This is a genomic window from Spiroplasma chinense (genome assembly GCF_008086545.1).
Classification (GTDB): domain Bacteria; phylum Bacillota_I; class Bacilli_A; order Mycoplasmatales; family Mycoplasmataceae; genus Spiroplasma_A; species Spiroplasma_A chinense.
The window spans coordinates 98614-120395 of sequence record NZ_CP043026.1 but is presented as its reverse complement, the minus strand read 5'-3'; the positions used below and the strand labels follow the sequence as shown (position 1 = coordinate 120395).

The following is a 21782-nucleotide window of genomic DNA, read 5'->3' as shown; positions in this document are numbered from 1 at the left end:
CTTTTTTTAAAACATCAATGTGAATGATTCAAAGAATCTCATAAAAATATTTAATCTTACATATCTTTTTTTGTATGCTAAAGTTTCTAGTTTATTAAACTTGGCAAAGTACAAATTAACAGCTCTTAAATAATGTTTTTTTGTGTACTTTTTCAATGGAATATCACTATCCTCTACTAGAAAGTGTCTTAAAAATACTCTAAATTCTGCAACTTTTGCTTTTTTCACATATATTTTTTTGTCTTTTTTTTCTGGCGTTTCAGATTTTAAAAATCTATACGCAATCTCTATAATTACATCATTAAAAATTACTTCAACTTTTTCAGGTTTTGGACTTTCACTTAAAAAATCCAAAACCTCTTTTCCTTTAATGGACAATTTATCTGAATATAACATAATTATCTCCATTCTTAATACTTCATATTTTTAGTTTTACTAAGTTCTATATAATTATAAACTTTTATGACAGGACTTTTAACCTATTTAGTTTATAATTTATTTTAGGTGATATAGATGCAATGACTAGAATATGTTTTCAAATTAATTGACACTCTTTTTAAAAGTAATTCTTTTAAAAAGAGATTCAAAACTAAATCAGAAAGAAAACTTTTTAAAATCTTAAAAAGTAACAAATGACAAGTTATTGATCTTAGAAATAAGTTGTCTTATGAGGAACATCATATTGAAGGCACAATAAATATCCCTCATACAAGTTTTAGTTTTAACTATTATAGAAAAATGGATAAAAAGAAAAAAACTTTGATTTTAAACCAAAACTATAGAAGCAACTTAGATATCTATAGAACTCTTAAAAGAAAAGGGTTTAAAACATACTTACTTTATGCAAACTATCCTGCTTTAATGGAAAAACCAGAAGTTGATAGAATCTCAAAAGTAGTTATATATTAAAAAAAACATCCTGCTAGTAGGATGTTTTTATTTGCTATAAAATGTGTCCATGAATTTTTTAATCGATTGCTAAGAATAATTCTTTTAAGTCAACTTCAAGACCTTCAGCTATTTTTTCTGCTGCTTTTAGTGATATATTTCTTCTTCCTCTTTCAGTATCTGAAATATAGTTTCTGTGCAAACCAGATTTAAAACTTAGTTCTTCTTGAGTCATCTCTTTTTTTATTCTTATTAGTTTCATATTTTGACTGAATATAGCAATAACATCGTTTTTTTTCATATTAGTCACCAATGCTTTCTGCTAATTTTTTTATAATTTTAAACAGATTACTAATTCCCGACTTTGTAATCGCGATTCCTGTTTCGTTCATCATCAACTCTAATTCAGAATATGATGCATCTCGATTTGCTAATCGTATTGTCGCTAGTTTTTGAGCTTTTTCTGAAAGTTCATTAAAGAGTCGCTTTTCCATAATGAGTTCTATTTCTTTAACTTGCTGAGAACCTGCAGATAAGGTTTTTTGCTGGTTATATATGTCAATATTCATCATCCTATTGACGTTATTACTAACATCTCTATTGATTCTTGTAGTTTCAAATTTCATAACTGCTCTTGAAGCATCAACAAATTTCAAAAAATCTGAAACAACTAAGGATTTTTTAGCATAACATATATACTTTGTACGTTTGTTGATCACTTTAAAATCAAACTCAAAGCTGTTTAATATTTCTTTAAGATAGTTTGCCGACTCAAGCTCTTTTGTTTGAAATTCCAAATGATAGTTGGTAGTTTCAGGGCTGTTTACGCTGCCAATCGCAATAAACACTCCAGAAATATATGCTCTTACCAAACTATTATCGTGGTCATTTTTTAAATTAATCTCTATAATTTTAACATTATTACCTATGTCATAGATATAGTTTTTTGCTAAAAATTCTTGAATATTGTCAGTCAGCACTAATTCATAAACTTTGTCTCTATTTAATTTCTGTGTTTGTACAATTGATATGTCGATATTTCCTGAGTATATCTCTTTTAATAGTGAAAATATCTTTCTAATGATGTTATTTGAAGTTGAAGTTAATTTTAAAGCAAAACCCTTATTTGTAAAAATAAGTTCTCCATTATATTTAATAAAACCACATAAAAGAGCTTTTGCTTGTTCTTGAGAGAAAGTATGGTTTAAAATTTCCTCTTTTACTTCTCTTGCAAACGACATTATCTTCACCTTTTCTTATATTCTATTTGTCTAAAAATCTCTTTGTTCTTTTTGTTTTAACTTTTCAAGTTTTTCTTTAGCTTTAGCTTCTTTTTGTCTTTCTTTTTCTGCTAATGCTTTTGCTTTTTCTTCACTAAGTTCTTTTGATCTTTTTGATCCAAATTCTTTTTCTATAGCCTCTTCAGTATAGAAATATTGTTTTTCATAATAATAACCAGGAACTCTTGTTAGGTTTGGTAACACAAATTGTGATACCAATGCAAATATTACTCCTCCAACCATTGTTAGACCAACAAGTGTGTATGACGCTGTTGGTAAGTAGTTTAAGAACAAGTGGTCTTTTGGTCTTGTAAGTTCTAGTGAGAATCTTACTAGATTTCAGAAGAAGAAGTAAGCTCCTGCTTCCACACCACATTTAATAATTTTGTAGTTATCAGGGTTATTAGCTTGTGCTAAGAATTGCCCTTGTTTTCAACGTTTAATAAATTTATTTTTACCTTCAATTGAGTTTACTTCTTTATTGTATTTTTCAACTCACTCTACATTTACATTTCTATAAAATGCTTTATTTCAAATTTCAGTATAAGTTAATTTACCTTCTTCTTTTGTTCCACCAAATGCTCTTTTAAATGAATATTTTAAATCAAAAGAGTATTTATCTGGATGAATTTTTCAAGGTTTTTTACTAATTCATTTTCCAATTCCAGGAATTAAGAAAGTTATTATTAATCAAGCTGCTACAAAACTTAAACATTCCACCAAGAATAATGGTTGCATTACATAATCAACTCCATTTTGCATAGTAATTCCATTAATTACTTGTCCTTGTGGTCCACCATATGTAAAAGTAACATTATCACGAATTCAATTTGGTAATCAACTTAATGCACTTGATTCATAAGTCCCTACAGGTCTTCCAAAAATCTCGTGGTTGAAGAAGTTTCCTCATCTACCAATCGCTTGACTTATTAATATACTTGGTAAAATACAATCCATATATACCAATACTGAAACCTTTGTTTTTCTACCAAAGAAGTAGAAAATAACTATTCCAGCAAATGCTCCAGCTAGAATTGCACCATGTATTGACATTCCAGCCTCTCAAAATGCAAATAGACCAAAGAATTTAGCCCCTCCTGCATTTGACCCAACTCCTTGGGCATTTAATTTTCCAAAGAAACTAGCTCCAAATAATCCAGCTGGAACTGCAATTGCAGCACCATACATAATTTCTTGTAAACTAATTCCTTTTCTTCATAATTTTCACATTGCAAGTAATATTGCAACAATTACACCTAACGACATTGTTAGCGCGTAAACGTGAACGAAACCATAGTTGTCATAAATTGTTCAATGATCATTACGATTACTTTCATTATTTATGAACCAACCCGCTTCTCATCACTCCATAATCTTCACCTCTTACTTATAAAATTTTAACACAAATAAAAAAAACTCCTCATATACTCTAATGATATTTGCAATATCACGAAGAATTTTTAAGAGCTTTTTTAAAAATATGCATTTTGTTGCTGCAATTCATTATCTTGTTTTTGAAATAATTTTTTCTTGCTTACAAGGAAATATATTGCAAAACCTGCAAATAAAAAATAGAAAGGCATTGAATATATACTTAATAAATTTCAAAAAATAAAGATATTTGTCATTATTTTATTATTATTGTCAAACTTTAAAAACAATGAACAAACTATAACGTTAAATATAAGTTGAATTATTATTAAAGTAGAAGCAATATAAATATATTGTACTATTCAAGTATCTCCTGTAACAACAACATCGTCAAAGAACAAAGCAATACCTATAAAAATTGCAACAAGAAACATAATTGAAAATGGAAGCAGTATAACAGAACATAGAATTAAAAAAACAATTATAGGTGTCTTTTTACTTTCCATTATATCTCCCATAATTTTTTGTTACTATGGTTTTGTATTTACTAGAATATCTAAATATTTTGTTTTTTTTCATTTTTTTAACCCCATTCAAAAAGTTAAAGAGATAGATTTTTATATGATTGTATTCTTCTTTTTGATATTGTTAAATATTTGTCTTCTTCCTAAACTTTTATCCCACATAACTTCATTTTGATTATAACATAACGATTAGCATTATTTTGTGTGATACTTTTTTAGCAATATTGGTAATTATTAGTCTAGATTTTCAATGTAATATACAGCATTTTGACCGGCCAATGCCCCGTCACTTACAGCTGTAGCTATTTGTCTAAATGGTGTAACTCTTACATCACCTGCAACAAATAAACCTTCAACTGAAGTTTTCATGTTTTCATCAGCTTTAATGTGTCTTTCATCATTTAATATATCTTTGTGATTGATAAATTCAGTTATTGGGTATTGACCAATAAATGGGAAAATTGCATCAACTGTTAAGTTTGTTTTTTCACCATTTAAATTAATGATATCAACACTTTCAACTTTATTAGATCCATTAATTTTTTCAACAGTAGTATTTAAAATGAATTCAATTTTTGGATTTGACTTTGCTTTATCTAAAGTTTTATTATCAACTCTAAATTCTTCTCTTCTGTGGATTAAGTATACTTTTGATGCAAATCTTGTTAAAAAGATAGCTTCTTCAACAGCTGAATATCCACCACCAACTACTGCAACTGGCATTTCTTTGTAGAAACTTCCATCACAAACAGCACAATAAGATACACCTTTACCATAAAGATCACCTTCACCTGGTACTCCAAGTAGGTTTTCTTTTGTTCCAGTTGCAATTATTAAAGCTTTTGATGTTATTTCTTTTCCGTTTTCAAGTGACACTTTGAAAATATCATCAACTTTATCAAATTGTTTAAGTCCTGAGTATTCAAGTTGTGCTCCCATAGCCATTGCTTGTTCGTAAAAGTTCATAGCCAAGTCTGGTCCATTAATGTTTGTAAAACCAGGATAGTTTTCAATTTCTCCAGTTTTAATTACTTTTCCCCCTGGTGCTTCTTTTTCAAGAATTAAAACATTTAATCCTGCTCTTCCTGCATAAATTCCTGCAGTTAATCCTGCAGGACCTGCTCCTGCAATTATGATATCGTGATCTGTATTAGTATGATTTTTCATATAGTCAACCTTCTTCTCTCCATTTTTTTGGTGCAACAAATTGTGCACATACCAATAATAAAATTCCAAGAATAAGAATACCTGTAAGTGACATGTAGTTTAAAGCTGGATGTCACTTAAATGCAAGTTCATAACGTGTTCTAAAGGAATCTAATATAATTCTAATTATAGAATAAATTATGACATAACAAGATGCTAAAACTCCACTATGAATTACAAAATAATTCTCAGGGTTGTTTAATTTATATAATTCTTTGCTATCTAAAGTCATAAAGTTTTTAAAACTAGAAGCTTTAATTGGTTTTAGTTCTGTTTTAGCTTCTTTTTTTAATTCTTTAACTTTTAATTTGTATTCTTCTTTGCTAATTTTGTTATTTTTTAATCTTAATTTTAGTTTTTCAATTTCATTATTTAATTTAAATTTTATATTTTTTCTTTTTTCGACATCCATCAACCACATACCTTTATGTGTATCTATCTTATTTTGCAATAACTCAGCTTCTTTAACTGGTGCTTCATATGCAAAATAAGCTTTTAATCATGCTTGTTGTTTTGAAAACTTATAAACCTCAACTCCGTTTTGGTTTGTAAGTTTTTTATATTTTAATTCAACATAAGTCTCTGAAGTTATTATATCTTCAAATGGCAAGGCTATTTTCACAGGGTATTTATTTGGGTTTACTTTTCAAGGTTTTTTACTAAACCATTTACCTAAATTTGCAATTACAAAAGTAATTAAAACTCAACTTGTTAAAGTTAACATTGATTCAATTAAAAACAAAGGTTGTTTATAAACTATTGAAGTATAAGCTTCTCCAGTTTCTGGATTATAAAAGTAAAAGAATCTTTGTCAAACTCAATCAGGAAGTCATTGTCATTTTGTAATGTCAGTATCTTTTCCTAAAATTTCGTGATTAAACAAGTTTCCTCATCTACCAATAGATTGTCCTAATAAAACATTTGGAAGCATAGCATCCGCATAAACTCACATAGAAATTTTAGTAACTGTTCTTCTTGAATAAAGTCAGGCAAAACCACCAGTTACTCCACAAACTAATGCCCCAAAAATACTCATACCTGGTTCTCAAATATAAAATATTTGATATATTGGAACTCCCGTTCCAAGTTTACCAAATATTGAACCACCCATAACTCCAGTTGGAATTATTATGTAAATTGAATTCATAAAATCTTTTAATGGTACTTTTTTAATAACTAATTTTACAGTTGATGCAATAATAACTGCAAGAACACCAATAAACATTAAAATTGAGTACATAAAAGAGAGGCTATCAGTTTGTGCTTCTCAATACGGATTGTCTGTTAAAAAATTATTCATTTTCTGCAAACTCTCTAAATCTGTCTGTTAATAGTTTAGTGTCATCTTCATATAAACCACTTTGAGTAATTTTTAATTTAGCAACAGCTGTTTCAATAATTGTTTGTATGTTTCTTCCTGATGCTACAGGAATTTTAATGTAAGGTAATTGCATTCCAAGTATTGAGTAAGTTCCAAAGTTTCTTCCCAATCTTTCTGAATCATCAACACCGTCTTTTTTAAACATAGAAAGTTCAATTACCATGTCAACTGGTGACTCTTCCATAATAACTTTGTATCCATTAGTTTTTGAAATATCAATTATTCCAATCCCTCTAACTTCTACAAGATTTTTTAAAATTTCATGACTCTTTCCGTACAAGTAACCTGCTTTTTTGGTTACAACAATTCTGTCATCCCCAACAAATAAGTGGTTTTGTTTTACAAGGTCCACTGCAAGTTCTGATTTCCCAATACCAGATTCACCCACTAATAATACTCCTTTTCCGAAAATGTTAACAAATGAAGCATGTAACTCAATTTGTGGAGCAAAATAATTATCAAATAAATCTAAAACATCCTTTGTAAAATCACTTGTTGATTCTGCAGCTGTTCTTAAAATTGGCATTCCAAGTTCTTCACCAACTTTAAATAACAATTCATCTCTAAACTTAGCAGTAGTGATAAGTCCTGGTATATTTTTTTGTAAAAGGTTTTTATAACGTTCTCTTCTTACTTCTTCATCAAAGTTCATAATGTAGCTATATTCTTTTGTTGACATTAGTATTAATCTATGTGATTTTTCACCTTTTTCATAATAACCTGTCAGCTCTAGCCCAGCTCTATTTAATCCATAAACTTCAATTACATTATCTATCTTGTCTTTTCCACAGACAACTTCAAGATCAAATGCTTTTATTATTTTATTTAAAGTTAGCTTTTTCATCTTTAACCTCACCACTTGTATTATATCTCATTTTTTGTACAATTCTTAGGTTTTGAAACTAAAAAAAGCCATTATGGCTTATAGATTTTTTTAAAATGTTCAACAAGTTTTGTATCATTTCTTAACTATTAGGCAAATAAAACTTATTGTTTAATTTCTCTAAAAGTTCATTCATAAAAATTCTTTAAATAGTTTCTTAAGTTGATGTCAATATTTTCAAAAGCGGGCAGCATATCTTTTGTTTTTGCATATTTGTTATAACAATCCTTTTCATTAGAAATACCTATTTTATAACCTCATTGGTTTCCTCATAATGGGTCATCATGGTTAAGATCCACCAATTCCTCGTCATTAACATCTGAAAAATAAAATGATATTTTTTCTAATAAATCTTTATCTTCATCACTTAATTCAAAATCATCATATAAGTAATTTTTATCTAAAATTTCATGTACAGCTTCACTCATCAGTTCTTTAGCATAAAATAAGTAGACCCCTTTTTCATATACCGCAAAATATTTTAAATCGATTTTTATTTTGTTATTCTCTAAGTAATTAAAAAGAGAAAAATAGTAAAGATACTTATTTATTCTAAGTCTGTATTTTTTCGCTTCTTTTATTTGTAAATCAAGATTTGATTTCAATTCGGTATTTTCTATTGTAATTTTGTTAAACTCTTTTTCTTTATCTATTCATGCGAGATATCTAAAAAGTTCTTTCACTTCTTTTTCTTCCATACTCATTTACCTTCGTTTCAACTTTATTATAAATAAAAGAAATGAAAAAATCACTCCTAGGGGTGATTAATTACATATTAACATTTTTTCTTGAAGCTCATTTTGTAGTTCTAAAACATCAAACACTTTCACTAGGTCATCTATCCAATAAAGGTTGGATAACTTTTAGAGATCCGTAAGTAAATGATATATAAATAGGTAAAGCTATTGGTAACTTAATTATTTTAGCAATAGTGTCCACTCACGCTGCAGGTCCAGCTCAAGACATCATTCAAATTTGATTTAAGAATAAACTTTGAATTATATAAGCTAGTGAGTAATACAAAATAACTTTTAAAACAATTCTGTTTTGACTCTTTGTGATAAAAACAAATGAACCAAACAATCCAAGTAATGTTTTACCAAACATGTAACCCACATGGTAACCATAACTATTTGGAATCACACTTCCTAAACTATCAATTGAAATTGCAGAAACAACTCCGCATAAGGGTCCAAATAAAGAACCTAGTAAGAAAATTATTCAATCACCAAATGCCAATCTTACGTTTCCAAATATAGGAATACTATAACCAATAAAGTTTGTAAGTATTACACTTACAGCACCAAACATTGAAATCAATGTTATGTGCTTTAGTGAAATCTTTTTAAATGTAAAACCTTCCATAGCTAAAGCTATAACTAAAATTAACGCAACTCCAGTTGCACCAATTATATTTGTTATTAAATATCAATTCATTATTTCAACTCCTCAAATCACTCATAGACTTGTGGAATGAAATATAAACTTCCACAAATAATAAGTTTAGTATCTTTATTTTTTTCTAAAAACTCTTTTCAATTATATACTTTATTTTTGTGTTCTACATCATTAATATTTCAAGCTTTAGGGTGTTCGAATTCTGTTACATAAAAATTCTTGACTTTACTTTCTAAAAAATTTATCATTTCATTTTTTTCTCTACCAGTACTTGAAGCAAATAACATTGTGTAGGTATCAATATCTTTAACAGAATTTGCAAGTTCAGTTGCTCCATCTAAATTATGACAACCATCCATAACTCAAATTGGATCAGATTTCAGAACTGTATTTCTACCAAGAGGAGCTTTTATATTTTCTGAAAATTTTAAATTTAAATCTTTTATTAATTTTTTTGCAATACTTTTATTATATTTTTGAAAACCAAAGTCTGATGTATTTTCACAAAACACAATTTCATTATTTGTGTTTTGCAAAAATTCTTTTTCATACTTTTTATTTTTTTCAGTTGTATAAATTTTAGAATTACCTTTTACAATTCCTAATTTGTTTCAAACAATTTTTTCAATTGTATCACCAAGAATTTCTGTGTGATCAAAACCAATTGAAGTTAAACAAACTGCAATTTGATTTTCAAAACAATTAGTTGAATCTCTTCTTCCACCAATTCCCGCTTCAACAACTGCATATTCAATTTTGTTTTGATTGAAATATTCTATTGCAATGTAAGTTCAAATTTCAAAAAATGTTAGGTTATATTTTTCAAACAAAGAATTATTTTTTTCTAATAATTCTTTTAAATCGTTATCTCCAATAAAGTTTCCGTTGACTTGAATTCTTTCATTTTGAAAAATAAAAGCTGGTGAAAAAAACATACCTGCTTTTTTGTTGTTTAATAAAAGATTTTGATAAATGTAATTAGATGTTGAACCTTTTCCATTTGTTCCAACAACATTAATTACTTTGAAATTATTTTGAGGATTTCCTTTCTCCTCTAAAAGTTTTTTTAGATTATATTCTTTTGCAAACTGAACTTTAGTTTTTACAAGTTCTCCATTTACACTAATCATTTAAATATTCTTTCAAATATTTTGCAGTGTAACTTCCGTTAACTTCTGCAACTTGTTCTGGAGTACCAGTTGCAAGAACTTGTCCCCCACCAGAACCACCTTCAGGTCCTAAGTCAATAATATAATCTGAAACTTTTATGAAGTCTAAGTTGTGTTCAATTGTTAAAACTGTGTTTCCTTGATCAACTAAAATATCTAACACACTAATTAATCTTTTTACATCATCAATGTGAAGACCTGTTGTTGGTTCATCAAGTAAGAATAAAGTTTTACCTGTTTGTTTTTTTAATAAGTAAGTTGAAAGTTTAACTCTTTGAGCTTCTCCTCCAGATAAAGTTTTTGCATTTTGTCCAAGTTTAATATAACCAAGACCTACAGCAAGAATTGTATCTAACTTATCTTTTATTTTTGGAACGTTTTCAAAAAATTGAACAGCTTCGTCAACTGTCATACTTAAAACATCTCAAATATTTTTTCCTTTGTATTTAACTTGTAGAGTTTCGTCATTGTATCTTTTACCTTCACAAGTTTCACAAATTACTTCAACAAATCCTAAGAATTGCATGTCTACTCTTACAATTCCATCTCCCTGACATGTATCACATCTTCCACCAGGAACATTAAAACTAAATCTTCCTTTTTTGTATCCTCTGATTTTTGATTCAGAAATTTCTGCGAACAAGTCTCTTATGTCGTCAAACACACCAGTGTAAGTTGCAGGATTTGATCTTGGAGTTTTTCCGATTGGGTCTTGAGAAACATAAATAATTTTATCTATGTTTTCAGAACCTTTCATTTTTTTATATTTACCAGCTCTAATTAATTCTTTATTAATTTCTTTTCTTAATCCTTTGTAGATAACTTCTTCAACTAAAGTTGATTTACCACTTCCACTAACTCCAGTGATGGTTACAAATTTTCCTAAAGGAATTGTTACATCAATTTTTTTTAGGTTGTTTTCTGTAATTTCTGTTATCTCTAACTTCTTACCATTTCCACCTCTACGTTTTTTTGGAACAGGTACCATTTCTTTTTTAGAAAGATATCTTCCAGTTAAAGAATTGTCATCATTACAAATATCTTTGTAAGTTCCTTGTGAAACAATTTCACCACCGTGAATTCCAGCTCCAGGTCCTATGTCTACAATTCAATCTGCTTCCTTCATTGTATCTTCATCATGTTCTACAACTATTAAAGTATTACCTAAGTCTCTTAATTTTTTTAGAGTTGCAATTAGTTTGTCATTATCTCTTTGGTGTAAACCAATTGAAGGTTCATCCAAAACATATAGAACTCCAGAAAGTTTTGAACCTAATTGTTTTGCCAATCTAATTCTTTGAGATTCTCCTCCAGATAAAGTAGTTGCACTTCTTGAAAGTGTTAAGTAATTTAAACCAACTTCATTTAAAAAACTAATTCTTGAAAGCAATTGATTTAAAACTAGTGATGCAATTTTTTCTTGTTGCTCACTTAATTTTAGGTTTAATAAAAATTCTAAACCTTCTTCAATTGTTAACTCAACAAAATCTGCGATGCTTAGTTCATTAAGTTTAACACTTAATGCAATTTCATTTAATCTCTTACCGTCACAAGTTTTGCAAACTTTAGAAGTCATGTATTTTCCATAATATTTTCTGTTTTCTTCTGATTTAGTTTCAACATATCTTCTTTCAATTAAACTCCCTACACCTTCAATGTAGTTGAATTGATTAAATTTATTACCACTTGAAGATTCGATACTAATCTCAATTGGTTCATCACTTCCTCATAACAACATGTCGATTTGTTTTTGTTTTAAAGTTGATATAGGTTGATTTAAATCAACAAGATAGTAATCACAAAGTTTTTTAAATCTTTGTCACTCAATGTTTTGACTTCCTACAAGATTTTTGTAATAAAGTATTCCACCATTGTTAATTGATAAACTTGGATCTGGAATCATTAAACTCGGATCTGCTTCTAAATTTACTCCAAGACCAGCACATGTTTCACATGCTCCACTTTTTTTATTGAATGAAAATAAATTTGGTTCTAGGTTTGGAATTATAAAACCACATACACTACAAGAATATTTTGTTGAAAATAATCTTGTTGCTCCAGTTGATTTTGGATAGAAAATTTTTATAAGACCATTTGAATAAGTTAAACCAACTTCAATAGCTGAAAAAATTCTTGATTGTAATTCTTCATCATTAGCTTTATAAATTAATCTATCAACCACAATATCAATGTCGTGTCTTTTGTTTTGTTCAAGTTCAATTTCATCTTCTAATAATTTTATTTCTCCATCAACTTGAACTCTAATGAATCCTTCTCTTTGAAGTCTTGAAAATAAATCTTTGTGCGTTCCTTTTTTATCTCTAACAACTGGAGATAAAATAAATATTTGATCATCTTCTTGTGTTTCAACTTTAATTGTATTTACAATTTCTTTTATTGAAGAAGATTTTATTTGTCCATGACCATTTACACAATATGGAGTTCCAACGTTTGCAAATAACAATCTTAAGTGATCGTGAATTTCAGTTGTTGTTCCAACTGTTGAACGTGGGTTATGACTTGTAGTTTTTTGGTCAATAGAAATTGCTGGACTTAATCCTTCAATGTCATCTACATCTGGTTTTTCAACTGATTTTAAAAATTGTCTTGAGAATGAAGAAAGTGATTCAATATATCTTCTTTCTCCTTCTGCATAAATTGTATTGAACGCAAGAGATGATTTACCACTACCAGATAATCCTGTGAAAACTATTAATTTATTTTTTGGTAATTCAATATCTACATTTTTTAAATTATGTTCTCTTGCTCCTTTAACTATAATTTTATCTAAACTCATAATTTCATTCCTAATCTACAGAGATTTCTAAAATTAAATCTCTAAGCTCTGCTGCTTTTTCATAGTTTTGTTCCTTTGCAGCTACTAGCATTTGTTTTCTTAAATCTTCAATCATTTTTTCTTTTTCGCTCATTCTAGCTTTTTTAGATTTTTTATTTAAATCATTTAATCTATTTCTAATTGAAGCATCCATTCCAAAGTCACTAATTTTTTTGATAATGGTTGTTGGTGTAATGTTATGTTTTTTGTTATATTCAATTTGTTTATTTCTTCTTCTGTCAGTTTCTTCAATTGCAAGTTTCATTCCATCTGTCATGTTGCTTGCAAAAAAGATTACTCTACCATCAGAGTTTCTTGCAGCACGACCAACTATCTGAATTAAACTTCTTGTATTTCTCAAGAAACCTTGTTTGTCTGCATCAAGCACACAAACTAAACTTACTTCTGGAATGTCTATACCTTCTCTTAATAAGTTAACTCCAACAATTACATCATAAACTCCTTTACGTAAGTCAGTTAGAATTTGATTACGTTCTAAAGTTTTTAATTCTGAGTGAAGGTAAGCTACTTTAATATTTCTTTCTTGTAAAAAATCTGTAATAGCTTCTGATTGTTTAATAGTCAAAGCAGTTATAAAAACTTTTTGATTCTTTGCAACAACCTTGTGAATATTTTCAATTATAACTTCCATTTGATTATCTTTTGGAAGAACATCAATTGTTGGATCCAATAGACCTGTAGGTCTAATAATTTGTTCTGCAACTTTGTGATCTGCAAGTTCCATTTCATAATCACCAGGAGTTGCAGAAGTATAAATTACATTTTTTAGCTTTGCAGTAAACTCTTCAAATTTTAATGGCCTGTTATCCAAAGCACTCGGTAATCTAAAACCATAATTGACCAAAGTTTCTTTTCTACTTCTGTCAGTATTGTACATTGCTCTAACTTGTGGAATCATCATGTGTGATTCATCAATGATTGTTAAAAAATCATCTCCAAAAAAATCTATTAAAGAGTAAGGCATAACTCCTGGAGGTCTAAAATCTAAATGTGCAGAATAGTTTTCAATTCCACTACACATTCCAAATTCTAAAAGTGTCTCCATGTCGTATCTAGTTCTTTTATTTAACCTATCTGCTTCTAACATTTTTCCTTCGTCTAAAAGAACTTTAACCCTGTCTTCTAATTCTTTTTCAATGTTTGAAACTACTTTTTTCATTTTATCAAAATTAGTTACGTAAGCTGCTGCTGGATAAATTGTAAACATTCTAAGTTTTTCTTTTACAGTGTTGTTTAAAACATCAACTATATCTAGAGCTTCAATTTCATCTCCAAACATTGAGATTCTTAAATTAAAATCATCAGTTCAACTTGGTGCTATGTTAATTACATCTCCCTTAGCACTAAAATTTCCCATTTCTAAAACAGTATCATTTCTTGTATAACCTGTTTGAACTAAAAAAGTTAATAGTTCTTTTTTTGAAATAGTTTGTCCAACTTTCAATTCAAAAAATACTTCACTATATTCATTTGGATCTTGAGTTGCATAAATTGCAGCAACCGATGCAACAACTATTACATCGGTTCTAATCATCAATGCATTCATTGTACTTAATCTCATCATTTCAAGATCATTGTTTCTTTTTGCATCTTTATCAATGTATAAGTCTCTTGAGGGTAAGTAGGCTTCTGGTTGATAAAAGTCAAAGTTTGAAACAAAGTATTCAACTCTATTGTTTGGGAATAATTCTTTTAACTCAATATATAATTGCATAGCTAAAGTTTTGTTGTGAGCTAAAACCAATGTTGGTTTATTAACTTCTTTTATAATGTTTGCCATTGTAAAAGTTTTTCCCGTCCCTGTTGCTCCCAACAAAACTTGATGTTGTTTATTTTCTTTAATCCCGTTTAATAAGTTTGCAATAGCTGTTGGTTGATCACCACTTGGTTTAAATTCAGTTACTAATTCAAACTCTTTAAATTCCTTTTTCATACGCTCACTCCTCTATTGAAAAACACTAGGATTTGGCCCTAGCTGTACTTCTATTTAACTTTTAAGATAATAGCATAATAAAAAATAAAAACTATGAAAATAAATTTTAGAATAAAAAAATAACCCAAATTTTTTAAGAGATTAATCTTATGGGGTTATTTTTAATATTAATTAAGTTGTTTTACTATTACTTTTTTGACTAACCAATTCTTCTTTAGGAGATTTCTTTTTATATTTTGCTATTCAAACTTTAGTTTTACCTCTTATGTAGAACACCAAATTATTAACTGCTATCAATAAAATGTGTTGTGTTACAATCCAAATTACAAAAACAACCACCACTAAGGTCATATAACCTCCAACAGATGTTCCCAATCACAAACTATCTTTTTCAAATTCCATAAAAGGATATGGTCATATGTGTTCACCATCTTTTAAATAAATTAAACCTCTAATGTAAACATAAAATAAATATAGAAAAGGATACAACAAAGAAAAGTAAATATCTTTTTCCTTATACCAAGTTATGTAACTTTCCTTTTTATGTCCTGTTGTAAATATGAATATAAAAAACAAAGCTAGAGTACAAATAAAGTGTGTCATTACTGTACACACAATTTGTGAAATTGTGTATTCATCTAAAAGTTTTGTATTTGAATCTTTCAATTCAAAAATAATACCTGCTCAAAAAATTATAAACACTATTAAATTTCAATTCATCATGGTTTTTTTAAAACCTTCACTTGTCAATCCTCTTGGTTCTTTGTCAAAACAAAGAACCACAAATATCAATCAAACAATTGTCATTATATTAACTTGAACCGAGAAAAAACTCATAAGGGTATCATAATTTAAAAATCAAGAACCCATATTATATCAACCTTCAACAAAACCAGCCATGTAAATTCCTCACATCATGAAAAACATTAAGTTTAATGTTAAAACAAGATAACAATACCATACTGGATTTTTAAAAAATCTTTTTTTCATTTTATTTCAACCCTTCTAAAATTGATCACTTTTAAATTTAGATTACTATTTTTTTAATATATATAAAGTAACCTATTACCAGTAATATCAATCCAGAAAAGAAATAAGCCATATAAAATGATTTTGTTGGAATAATTTTTTTTGTTATTAGCACTGAACTTACTGGAAATAAACCATCAGAATTATAGGTTTCTCCAAAGTTTTTTTCCCATTCCCTGTCAGTTATTGGTAATGCTAATCTAATGGTTGTGAAAGATTCAATATAAAAACTTCTTGCCAAATAAATTTCTTGTTCAAAATCTGTATTTATGCCAGAAAAAATTGTCATGTAATTGAAACCAGTTAAAGGATTTAAAACATAGGGTACAAAACTTGTAATTTTTTTATCAACAATAGCATCATACATATCTTGAGTTTCCTCAGCTACCTTATCTGGTAAACTATTCAAATCGTTTATAGCATTGAACAAAATACTTTGATATAGTTTGGCACCGTTTCTAACCATACTGAAATTATGTGCATCCTTTTCGTCAATTTCAAATTTTGTATCACCTATTCCAAAAGAATTTCTTTCGAAATATTTATTGATACCAACAATAATATGATTCGGTGCTAAATAATTAACAAAATAATCTTTTAGTATTTTGTTAAATGCAATCATTTCATTTCTATCAATTTCTAAATTCAATTCTTTATTTAGCTCATCAATATTCTCTTGTGAATTTAAAACCTTTATCACATCATCCAATTGACCTTTACCACTAATATTTGCATGACTTTGTTTGTTAAAAAAAGTATCCTCAAATTTTCCTGAACCCTCTGTAAAAACAGGAAGATTTAAAAATTTGTAAATGTTTGATTGTTTAAATGAATTGCTTTGTTCTACCAATCCAATTGATTTTATAATTCTAATTTCATTTAAAACTTCTTCTCCATCTACTAGGAAACCTGTATTTGAAAAAGCTATTGTCAAAAAACCTTCTTTCTCAAATAATCCATTTTTTATTTTTTCTGCCACATCTTTTTCAGTTTGAGACAAATCGTCATATTCTTTTAATGAAAAAGATTGGTTATAACTATTTAGATCTTTTAAATTTTTTACTATCCAATCAAATAAACCATTTGGTTTAGCTTTCCTTTGATCTAAAAGTTCTGACATAACTTTTTTCCCATCACTCATATAGTGATGGGAATTTCTTGCCATTGCAGAAAATTGTATTACCCCAACAATTGGTGATAATGTAAATAGCGAAGAAATAAAAGCAGGGATAGCCACTGTTAATTTTATTTTCAAACTAGAACCTATTATAAAAATAATACCTGTCATTAAAATATCTAGAGCATACAATGAACATAGTCCTGGAAGTATGCCCTTACTGTATACCCAATTATTTAATGGATTCAAAATAGATTGCAATATCACAAATTGCAAAATAACATAAGTTATAAAACTTAATGTAATTAATTTGACAATTAATAATTTAATAAAAATTAAATACTTTAAATTTACTCCACGTCTTACTTCCAAACTTTGAATACCGTTTTCAATATCGGAAATCATAAAGTTTGGAATTCATGCAATATTGCATGTACATAAAATTAGAACTGAAGAAATGATTAGAAATATAAAACTTATCATTCTAAATACTTTTGAATCATAACTATCTAAATTTATTACAAGCAACGAGAATAAAAAAGTTGATAAAATCCAAACCACTGTGATAAGTATAAAAAACTTTGATTTTAAAATTCTTAACGCATGAAAATTAAATACAGTTATCATGTTTTAACCAAAAATATCGTTTATATCTTTGCTTTGACTTTGACCAAGCAAAGCTTTTTCGGTTGCGTCTTTGTAAATTTTTAAAATTTCATCACCAGGTTTTAAATAGTTTTCAAATATTTTTTTCCCTTTATCAATAACTATTATTTTATTTACAAGTCCTTGTAGTTCATTAATGATATGACTTGTTATCAAAATTGTTTTTTTGTTTCCTGCCAATTGTCTTAAATAATCCATAAATTCAAATCTTGTTGTTACATCTAAATTTGCAGTTGGTTCATCCAAAATTATTATGTCAGGATTTGAAATCATAGTTATTGCTAACATTGCTCTTTTTTGCATTCCAGCAGAAAGAATCTTAAACTTTTTCTTAGCATAAGCTTCTAAACTTAAAAATTTTAAAAGTTTTTCAGTTCTGATCTTACAATCTTTTTTGCTAACACCAGCCAACATTCCAGAGTACACACAATAATCTTCTATTGAAATGTTGTTGGGATAGATACTTTGATCTGGAAAAAAGCTCATTTTTTTGTAACTCTCTTTTGTAATAGGTAGGTTGTCAATAAATATCTCTCCAGAATTTTTGTTATACTCATTAAAAATTGTTTTTATTATTGTTGATTTTCCAGCTCCGTTATCACCGATTAAACCAACTATGTCTCCTTCTTGAAAGGAAAATGAGATGTCATTTACTCCACCTCCACTTTTAAATATCTTGGATAAATTTCTTACCTCTATCATTTTATTCCTCCGATCCTATAGCGGATTTGGTTTTATAATTGATAGGTTAGTAATTTATATTTATTTATAATTTATATTATTTTTGTAATTTATATTGCTAGTATTTTATTTCCCGCTATTCTCATTCATAATCGAGTAATTATTAGCTTTACTCTTATCTTTATTATAACTTTTGTTTGACTAAATAAAAGGAAAATAAAAAAACAATACTTTTAGTATTGTTTATCCTATTTTAACTTTAGTTACAACTTGTTCTGTATCTTCAGTTTCATCTTGGTTAATTGTTCCATCAGGATTTGTTTTTATAACTTTTGTTATATTTCCATCTTTGTCACGAATAATATATTCGTCACCTTTCGCTTCTGGTTTTTTAACAATTTCTTTTTCTTTAACAGAATCTGGAGCTTTCATATTTGTCTCAGATTTGTTTTCTGCTTTTTCTTCTTTTGCAGCTTTTTCAATTTTTTCTTTAGCTCTTGATAATTGTTCTGCAATAGCCATTAAAATTTGTGAATGAATTAATAGTTCATCTTTTTCTTCGTCAGGAGTTTCTTCCATTAGTTTTTCAAATGAACCTTTTACTTCTTCAGCTGTAAATGCTTTTCCAGTTAGTCCAAATCTTTCAACTACTTGATCGATTTTTTCTTTTGAGATTTCTCCCATCATGCCTTTTTGTTTTTCAAACATGTTATCTAACTTGTCCATCAATCCTCCAAGAACGTGTTCTTGTAGATCTAATTTTCTAAGCATTTCTGAATCATCTTTAAATTGTTCTCTTAATTCAACTAATCTTTCTTGAACTTTTGGTCTTGAGAATTCTCTTTTATCAATTCCAAGTTCAGTAAGTATTTGGTCAATATCTTTTTCTGTTACATTAATAACTTTTCTCTCTTGAGGTTTTTCAACATTAATTGTTTGCTCTTGAGGTGCTGTGTTAAATGAGTTCAACAATCTTTCCATTGATTCAAAGGCAATAGAAATTTTCATTCTATTATATAGTTTTGAAGACTCTTCAACATATTCATGAAGTGGGTTATTTTGAGCATATTGTTGCAAGTAAATACCACTTCTAAGTTTTTGTGCTAAGTTAATGTGACGTGTTCAATATTTATCAAATGATTGTAAAATAGTTCTTCTTTCAAGTTCATGAACTACGTTTTCAGGAACTGATGAAGTTTTTGCAACATAAAGTTCCATCATTTTTTCTTGAATTAATTTTGCCATTTGACCTTTTTCTAAACCAATAATATCTGATTCTTTTAAAGAACCTGGAATAATAAAGTCTTTGTTTAAAACTTGAATTAATCTTGGTACGTCAACTGTTCTTTCACCACGAACAAGTTCACTACATTCTTCAATAGTTTCAAATGCCATTGTGTATTGGAATTTTGCTAATACAACTTTTAAATCAGGTTGTAAAAGAATGTCATCTCTTTGAGCATACATAGCTTCACGTTGTTGACTCAAAATATTGTCATAATCTAGAACATTTTTTCTTTGATCAAAGTTTAAACCTTCCAGTTTCTTTTGAGCATTTGTAATAGCTCTTGTAAACATTCTTGACTTAATATGTTCATCTCCAAGTCTTAAGAACATTTGTCTTACTTTTGGAGCTGTAAATCTTACCATCAAGTCATCTTCCATAGAAATATAGAATCTTGATGAACCTGGATCACCTTGACGTCCAGCACGTCCTCTTAACTGGTTGTCAATACGTCTAGCTTCGTTACGCTCAACTCCCATAACAAACAACCCACCAAGTTTTCTTGTTTCATCAGACAGTTTAATATCAGTTCCACGTCCTGCCATGTTGGTTGCCAATGTAATAGCTTTAACTTGTCCTGCTTTTTCAACAATTTCAGCTTCTCTATGGTGATTTTTGGCGTTAATCATTTCGAATTTAAAGTTTGCCTTTTCTAAATAACGAGCAACTTGTTCTGAAGATTCAACACTTGTTGTACCAATCAAGATTGGTCTACCTTCATCATTTAATTCTTTGATGTCTGCCATCATTTTTTTAAGTTTTGCATGTTTTGTTCCAAATGTTAAATCTGCTTCATCAACCCTAATGATTGGTTTATTTGTTGGACAGACAATAACTCTTGTGTTATAAATTTTGATAAATTCTTCTTCTTCAGTTTTAGCAGTACCTGTCATACCTGAAAGTTTATTGTAAAGTCTGTAGAAGTTTTGGTAAGTAATTGTAGCTAATGTTGAAGTTTCTTCTTCAATTGAAACATCTTCCTTTGCTTGCAATGCTTGTTGTAATCCATCACTGTATGCACGACCCGGCATTGTTCTACCTGTAAATTGGTCAATCAATACAATTTCATTGTCTTGTACAGTATATTCAATTTCAATTTTGAATGTAAAGTTTGCTTTCAAGGCATTCATAATTAAGTGGAATACCTCTGTATTTCTTACATCAAATAAACTATCAACACTAAAGTATTTTTGTGCTTTTTGAATTCCTTGATCTGTTAAATATACTTGTTTTGATTCCAAGTCTATTTCTACATCTTCAGGTTCTTTTAAAGTTTTTGCAAAAGCATCTGCTGCCATATACATGTTAATTCTGTTTTGACTTCCCCCAGAAATAATTAATGGTGTTCTTGCTTCGTCAATCAAGATTGAGTCAGCCTCATCAATAATTGCAAAGTTTAATGCTCTTTGAGCTTTTTGTTCAAAAGCATAAACCATGTTATCTCTTAAGTAATCAAATCCAAGTTCTGCATTTGTAGTATATGTAATATCACAAGCATATGCAGCTCTTTTTGCATCCTTAGATAAATCTCTTCCGTTTAACCCTACAGTTAAACCTAAGAAGTTATAAACTTGTCCGTTTATTTCGCTATCCCTTTGTGATAAGTACTCATTAACTGTAACAACATGAACCCCTTGTCCTGAAAGTGCATTTAAGTAACCTGGGAAAAGACCTGTTAAAGTTTTTCCTTCCCCTGTTCTCATTTCTGCAATATCTCCTTGGTGTAAAATAATACCCCCAATTAACTGCACTTTAAATGCTTTCATTCCTAAAACTCTATAAGCAACTTCTCTTACTACAGAATATGCATCTACTAGTAAGTCATCTAAAGTTTCTCCATTTGCAAGTCTTTCTCTAAATTCATCTGTTTTTGCTTTCAATTGTTCATCAGTATAACCACTATATTTTGCATCATTTGCAATTATTAAATCTGCTATTTTTGCATGTTTTTTAATTATGCCTTTATCGCGTGCCATTTAAGCAACTCCCTCTCTTAAAAAATGATTTAAACTAAATCATAAACAAAATAATTATATAGTTTTTTAACACTTTTTGGTATAAAACCCTTCAAAAAAATATATGTTAATTAAAAAAGAAATCTTTAGATTTCTTTT

Annotated in this window: 17 protein-coding genes and 1 pseudogene; 1 reads left to right on the top strand and 17 read right to left on the bottom strand. The window is 28.4% G+C overall.

Annotation, left to right across the window (positions count from 1 at the left end; genetic code table 4):
* Positions 1–6: 6 nt before the first annotated feature.
* Positions 7–396: a hypothetical protein gene (locus tag SCHIN_RS00560; RefSeq protein WP_166507703.1), complete on the bottom strand. Its 390-nt coding sequence runs from the start codon at positions 394–396 to the stop codon at positions 7–9.
* A gap of 117 nt (positions 397–513) precedes the next feature.
* On the opposite strand from SCHIN_RS00560, the gene SCHIN_RS00555 reads away from it, so the two are divergent.
* Positions 514–909, top strand: a complete 396-nt coding sequence (locus tag SCHIN_RS00555) for a rhodanese-like domain-containing protein (protein WP_166507702.1) — start codon at positions 514–516, stop codon at positions 907–909.
* A 58-nt stretch (positions 910–967) separates the two neighbouring features.
* On the opposite strand, the gene SCHIN_RS00550 is transcribed toward SCHIN_RS00555, so the two are convergent.
* The 16 genes and pseudogenes from SCHIN_RS00550 to secA all read right to left on the bottom strand — a co-directional run.
* Complete coding sequence (locus SCHIN_RS00550; RefSeq protein ID WP_166507701.1) at positions 968–1189, bottom strand: helix-turn-helix domain-containing protein; 222 nt, start codon at positions 1187–1189, stop codon at positions 968–970.
* Between the two features lies 1 nt (position 1190).
* Complete coding sequence (gene whiA, locus SCHIN_RS00545; protein WP_166507700.1) at positions 1191–2129, bottom strand: DNA-binding protein WhiA; 939 nt, start codon at positions 2127–2129, stop codon at positions 1191–1193.
* 30 nt (positions 2130–2159) lie between these two features.
* Positions 2160–3539: a prolipoprotein diacylglyceryl transferase gene (locus SCHIN_RS00540; protein WP_166507699.1), complete on the bottom strand. Its 1380-nt coding sequence runs from the start codon at positions 3537–3539 to the stop codon at positions 2160–2162.
* Positions 3540–3640: 101 nt separating this feature from the next.
* Positions 3641–4045 (bottom strand): hypothetical protein, encoded by a 405-nt coding sequence (locus SCHIN_RS00535; protein ID WP_166507698.1) that lies wholly within the window; start codon positions 4043–4045, stop codon positions 3641–3643.
* A gap of 252 nt (positions 4046–4297) precedes the next feature.
* On the bottom strand, positions 4298–5230 hold the full coding sequence (gene trxB, locus SCHIN_RS00530; protein ID WP_166507697.1) for a thioredoxin-disulfide reductase: 933 nt from the start codon (positions 5228–5230) through the stop codon (positions 4298–4300).
* Positions 5214–6569 (bottom strand): prolipoprotein diacylglyceryl transferase family protein, encoded by a 1356-nt coding sequence (locus tag SCHIN_RS00525; RefSeq protein WP_166507696.1) that lies wholly within the window; start codon positions 6567–6569, stop codon positions 5214–5216. Before SCHIN_RS00525 ends, trxB begins: the two co-directional genes overlap by 17 nt.
* Positions 6562–7494, bottom strand: coding sequence for an HPr(Ser) kinase/phosphatase (hprK, locus tag SCHIN_RS00520; RefSeq protein WP_166507695.1), 933 nt, complete (start codon positions 7492–7494; stop codon positions 6562–6564). The genes SCHIN_RS00525 and hprK overlap by 8 nt, the downstream gene beginning before the upstream one ends.
* Before the next feature lie 143 nt (positions 7495–7637).
* Positions 7638–8231: a hypothetical protein gene (locus tag SCHIN_RS00515; protein ID WP_166507694.1), complete on the bottom strand. Its 594-nt coding sequence runs from the start codon at positions 8229–8231 to the stop codon at positions 7638–7640.
* Positions 8232–8301: 70 nt separating this feature from the next.
* Positions 8302–8970 carry a folate family ECF transporter S component gene (locus SCHIN_RS00510; RefSeq protein WP_166507693.1) on the bottom strand — a complete coding sequence of 223 codons (669 nt, stop codon included), beginning with the start codon at positions 8968–8970 and terminating at the stop codon, positions 8302–8304.
* Positions 8970–10061: a bifunctional folylpolyglutamate synthase/dihydrofolate synthase gene (locus SCHIN_RS00505; protein ID WP_166507692.1), complete on the bottom strand. Its 1092-nt coding sequence runs from the start codon at positions 10059–10061 to the stop codon at positions 8970–8972. Before SCHIN_RS00505 ends, SCHIN_RS00510 begins: the two co-directional genes overlap by 1 nt.
* The gene (uvrA, locus tag SCHIN_RS00500; protein ID WP_166507691.1) at positions 10054–12897 is read right to left on the bottom strand and encodes an excinuclease ABC subunit UvrA; all 2844 of its coding nucleotides are present in this window, start codon (positions 12895–12897) and stop codon (positions 10054–10056) included. The genes SCHIN_RS00505 and uvrA overlap by 8 nt, the downstream gene beginning before the upstream one ends.
* A 10-nt stretch (positions 12898–12907) precedes the next feature.
* A complete protein-coding gene (uvrB, locus tag SCHIN_RS00495; RefSeq protein ID WP_166507690.1) occupies positions 12908–14890 on the bottom strand; it encodes an excinuclease ABC subunit UvrB in 1983 nt (660 codons plus the stop codon).
* Between the two features lie 171 nt (positions 14891–15061).
* A complete protein-coding gene (locus SCHIN_RS00490) occupies positions 15062–15880 on the bottom strand; it encodes a hypothetical protein (RefSeq protein WP_166507689.1) in 819 nt (272 codons plus the stop codon).
* Between the two features lie 37 nt (positions 15881–15917).
* The gene (locus SCHIN_RS00485) at positions 15918–17519 is read right to left on the bottom strand and encodes a hypothetical protein (protein WP_166507688.1); all 1602 of its coding nucleotides are present in this window, start codon (positions 17517–17519) and stop codon (positions 15918–15920) included.
* A 147-nt stretch (positions 17520–17666) separates the two neighbouring features.
* Positions 17667–18404, bottom strand: a complete 738-nt coding sequence (locus tag SCHIN_RS00480; RefSeq protein ID WP_166507687.1) for an ABC transporter ATP-binding protein — start codon at positions 18402–18404, stop codon at positions 17667–17669.
* Positions 18405–18809: 405 nt separating this feature from the next.
* Positions 18810–21644: pseudogene (gene secA / locus SCHIN_RS00475) on the bottom strand (preprotein translocase subunit SecA); the annotation flags it as partial.
* Positions 21645–21782 lie beyond the last annotated feature (138 nt).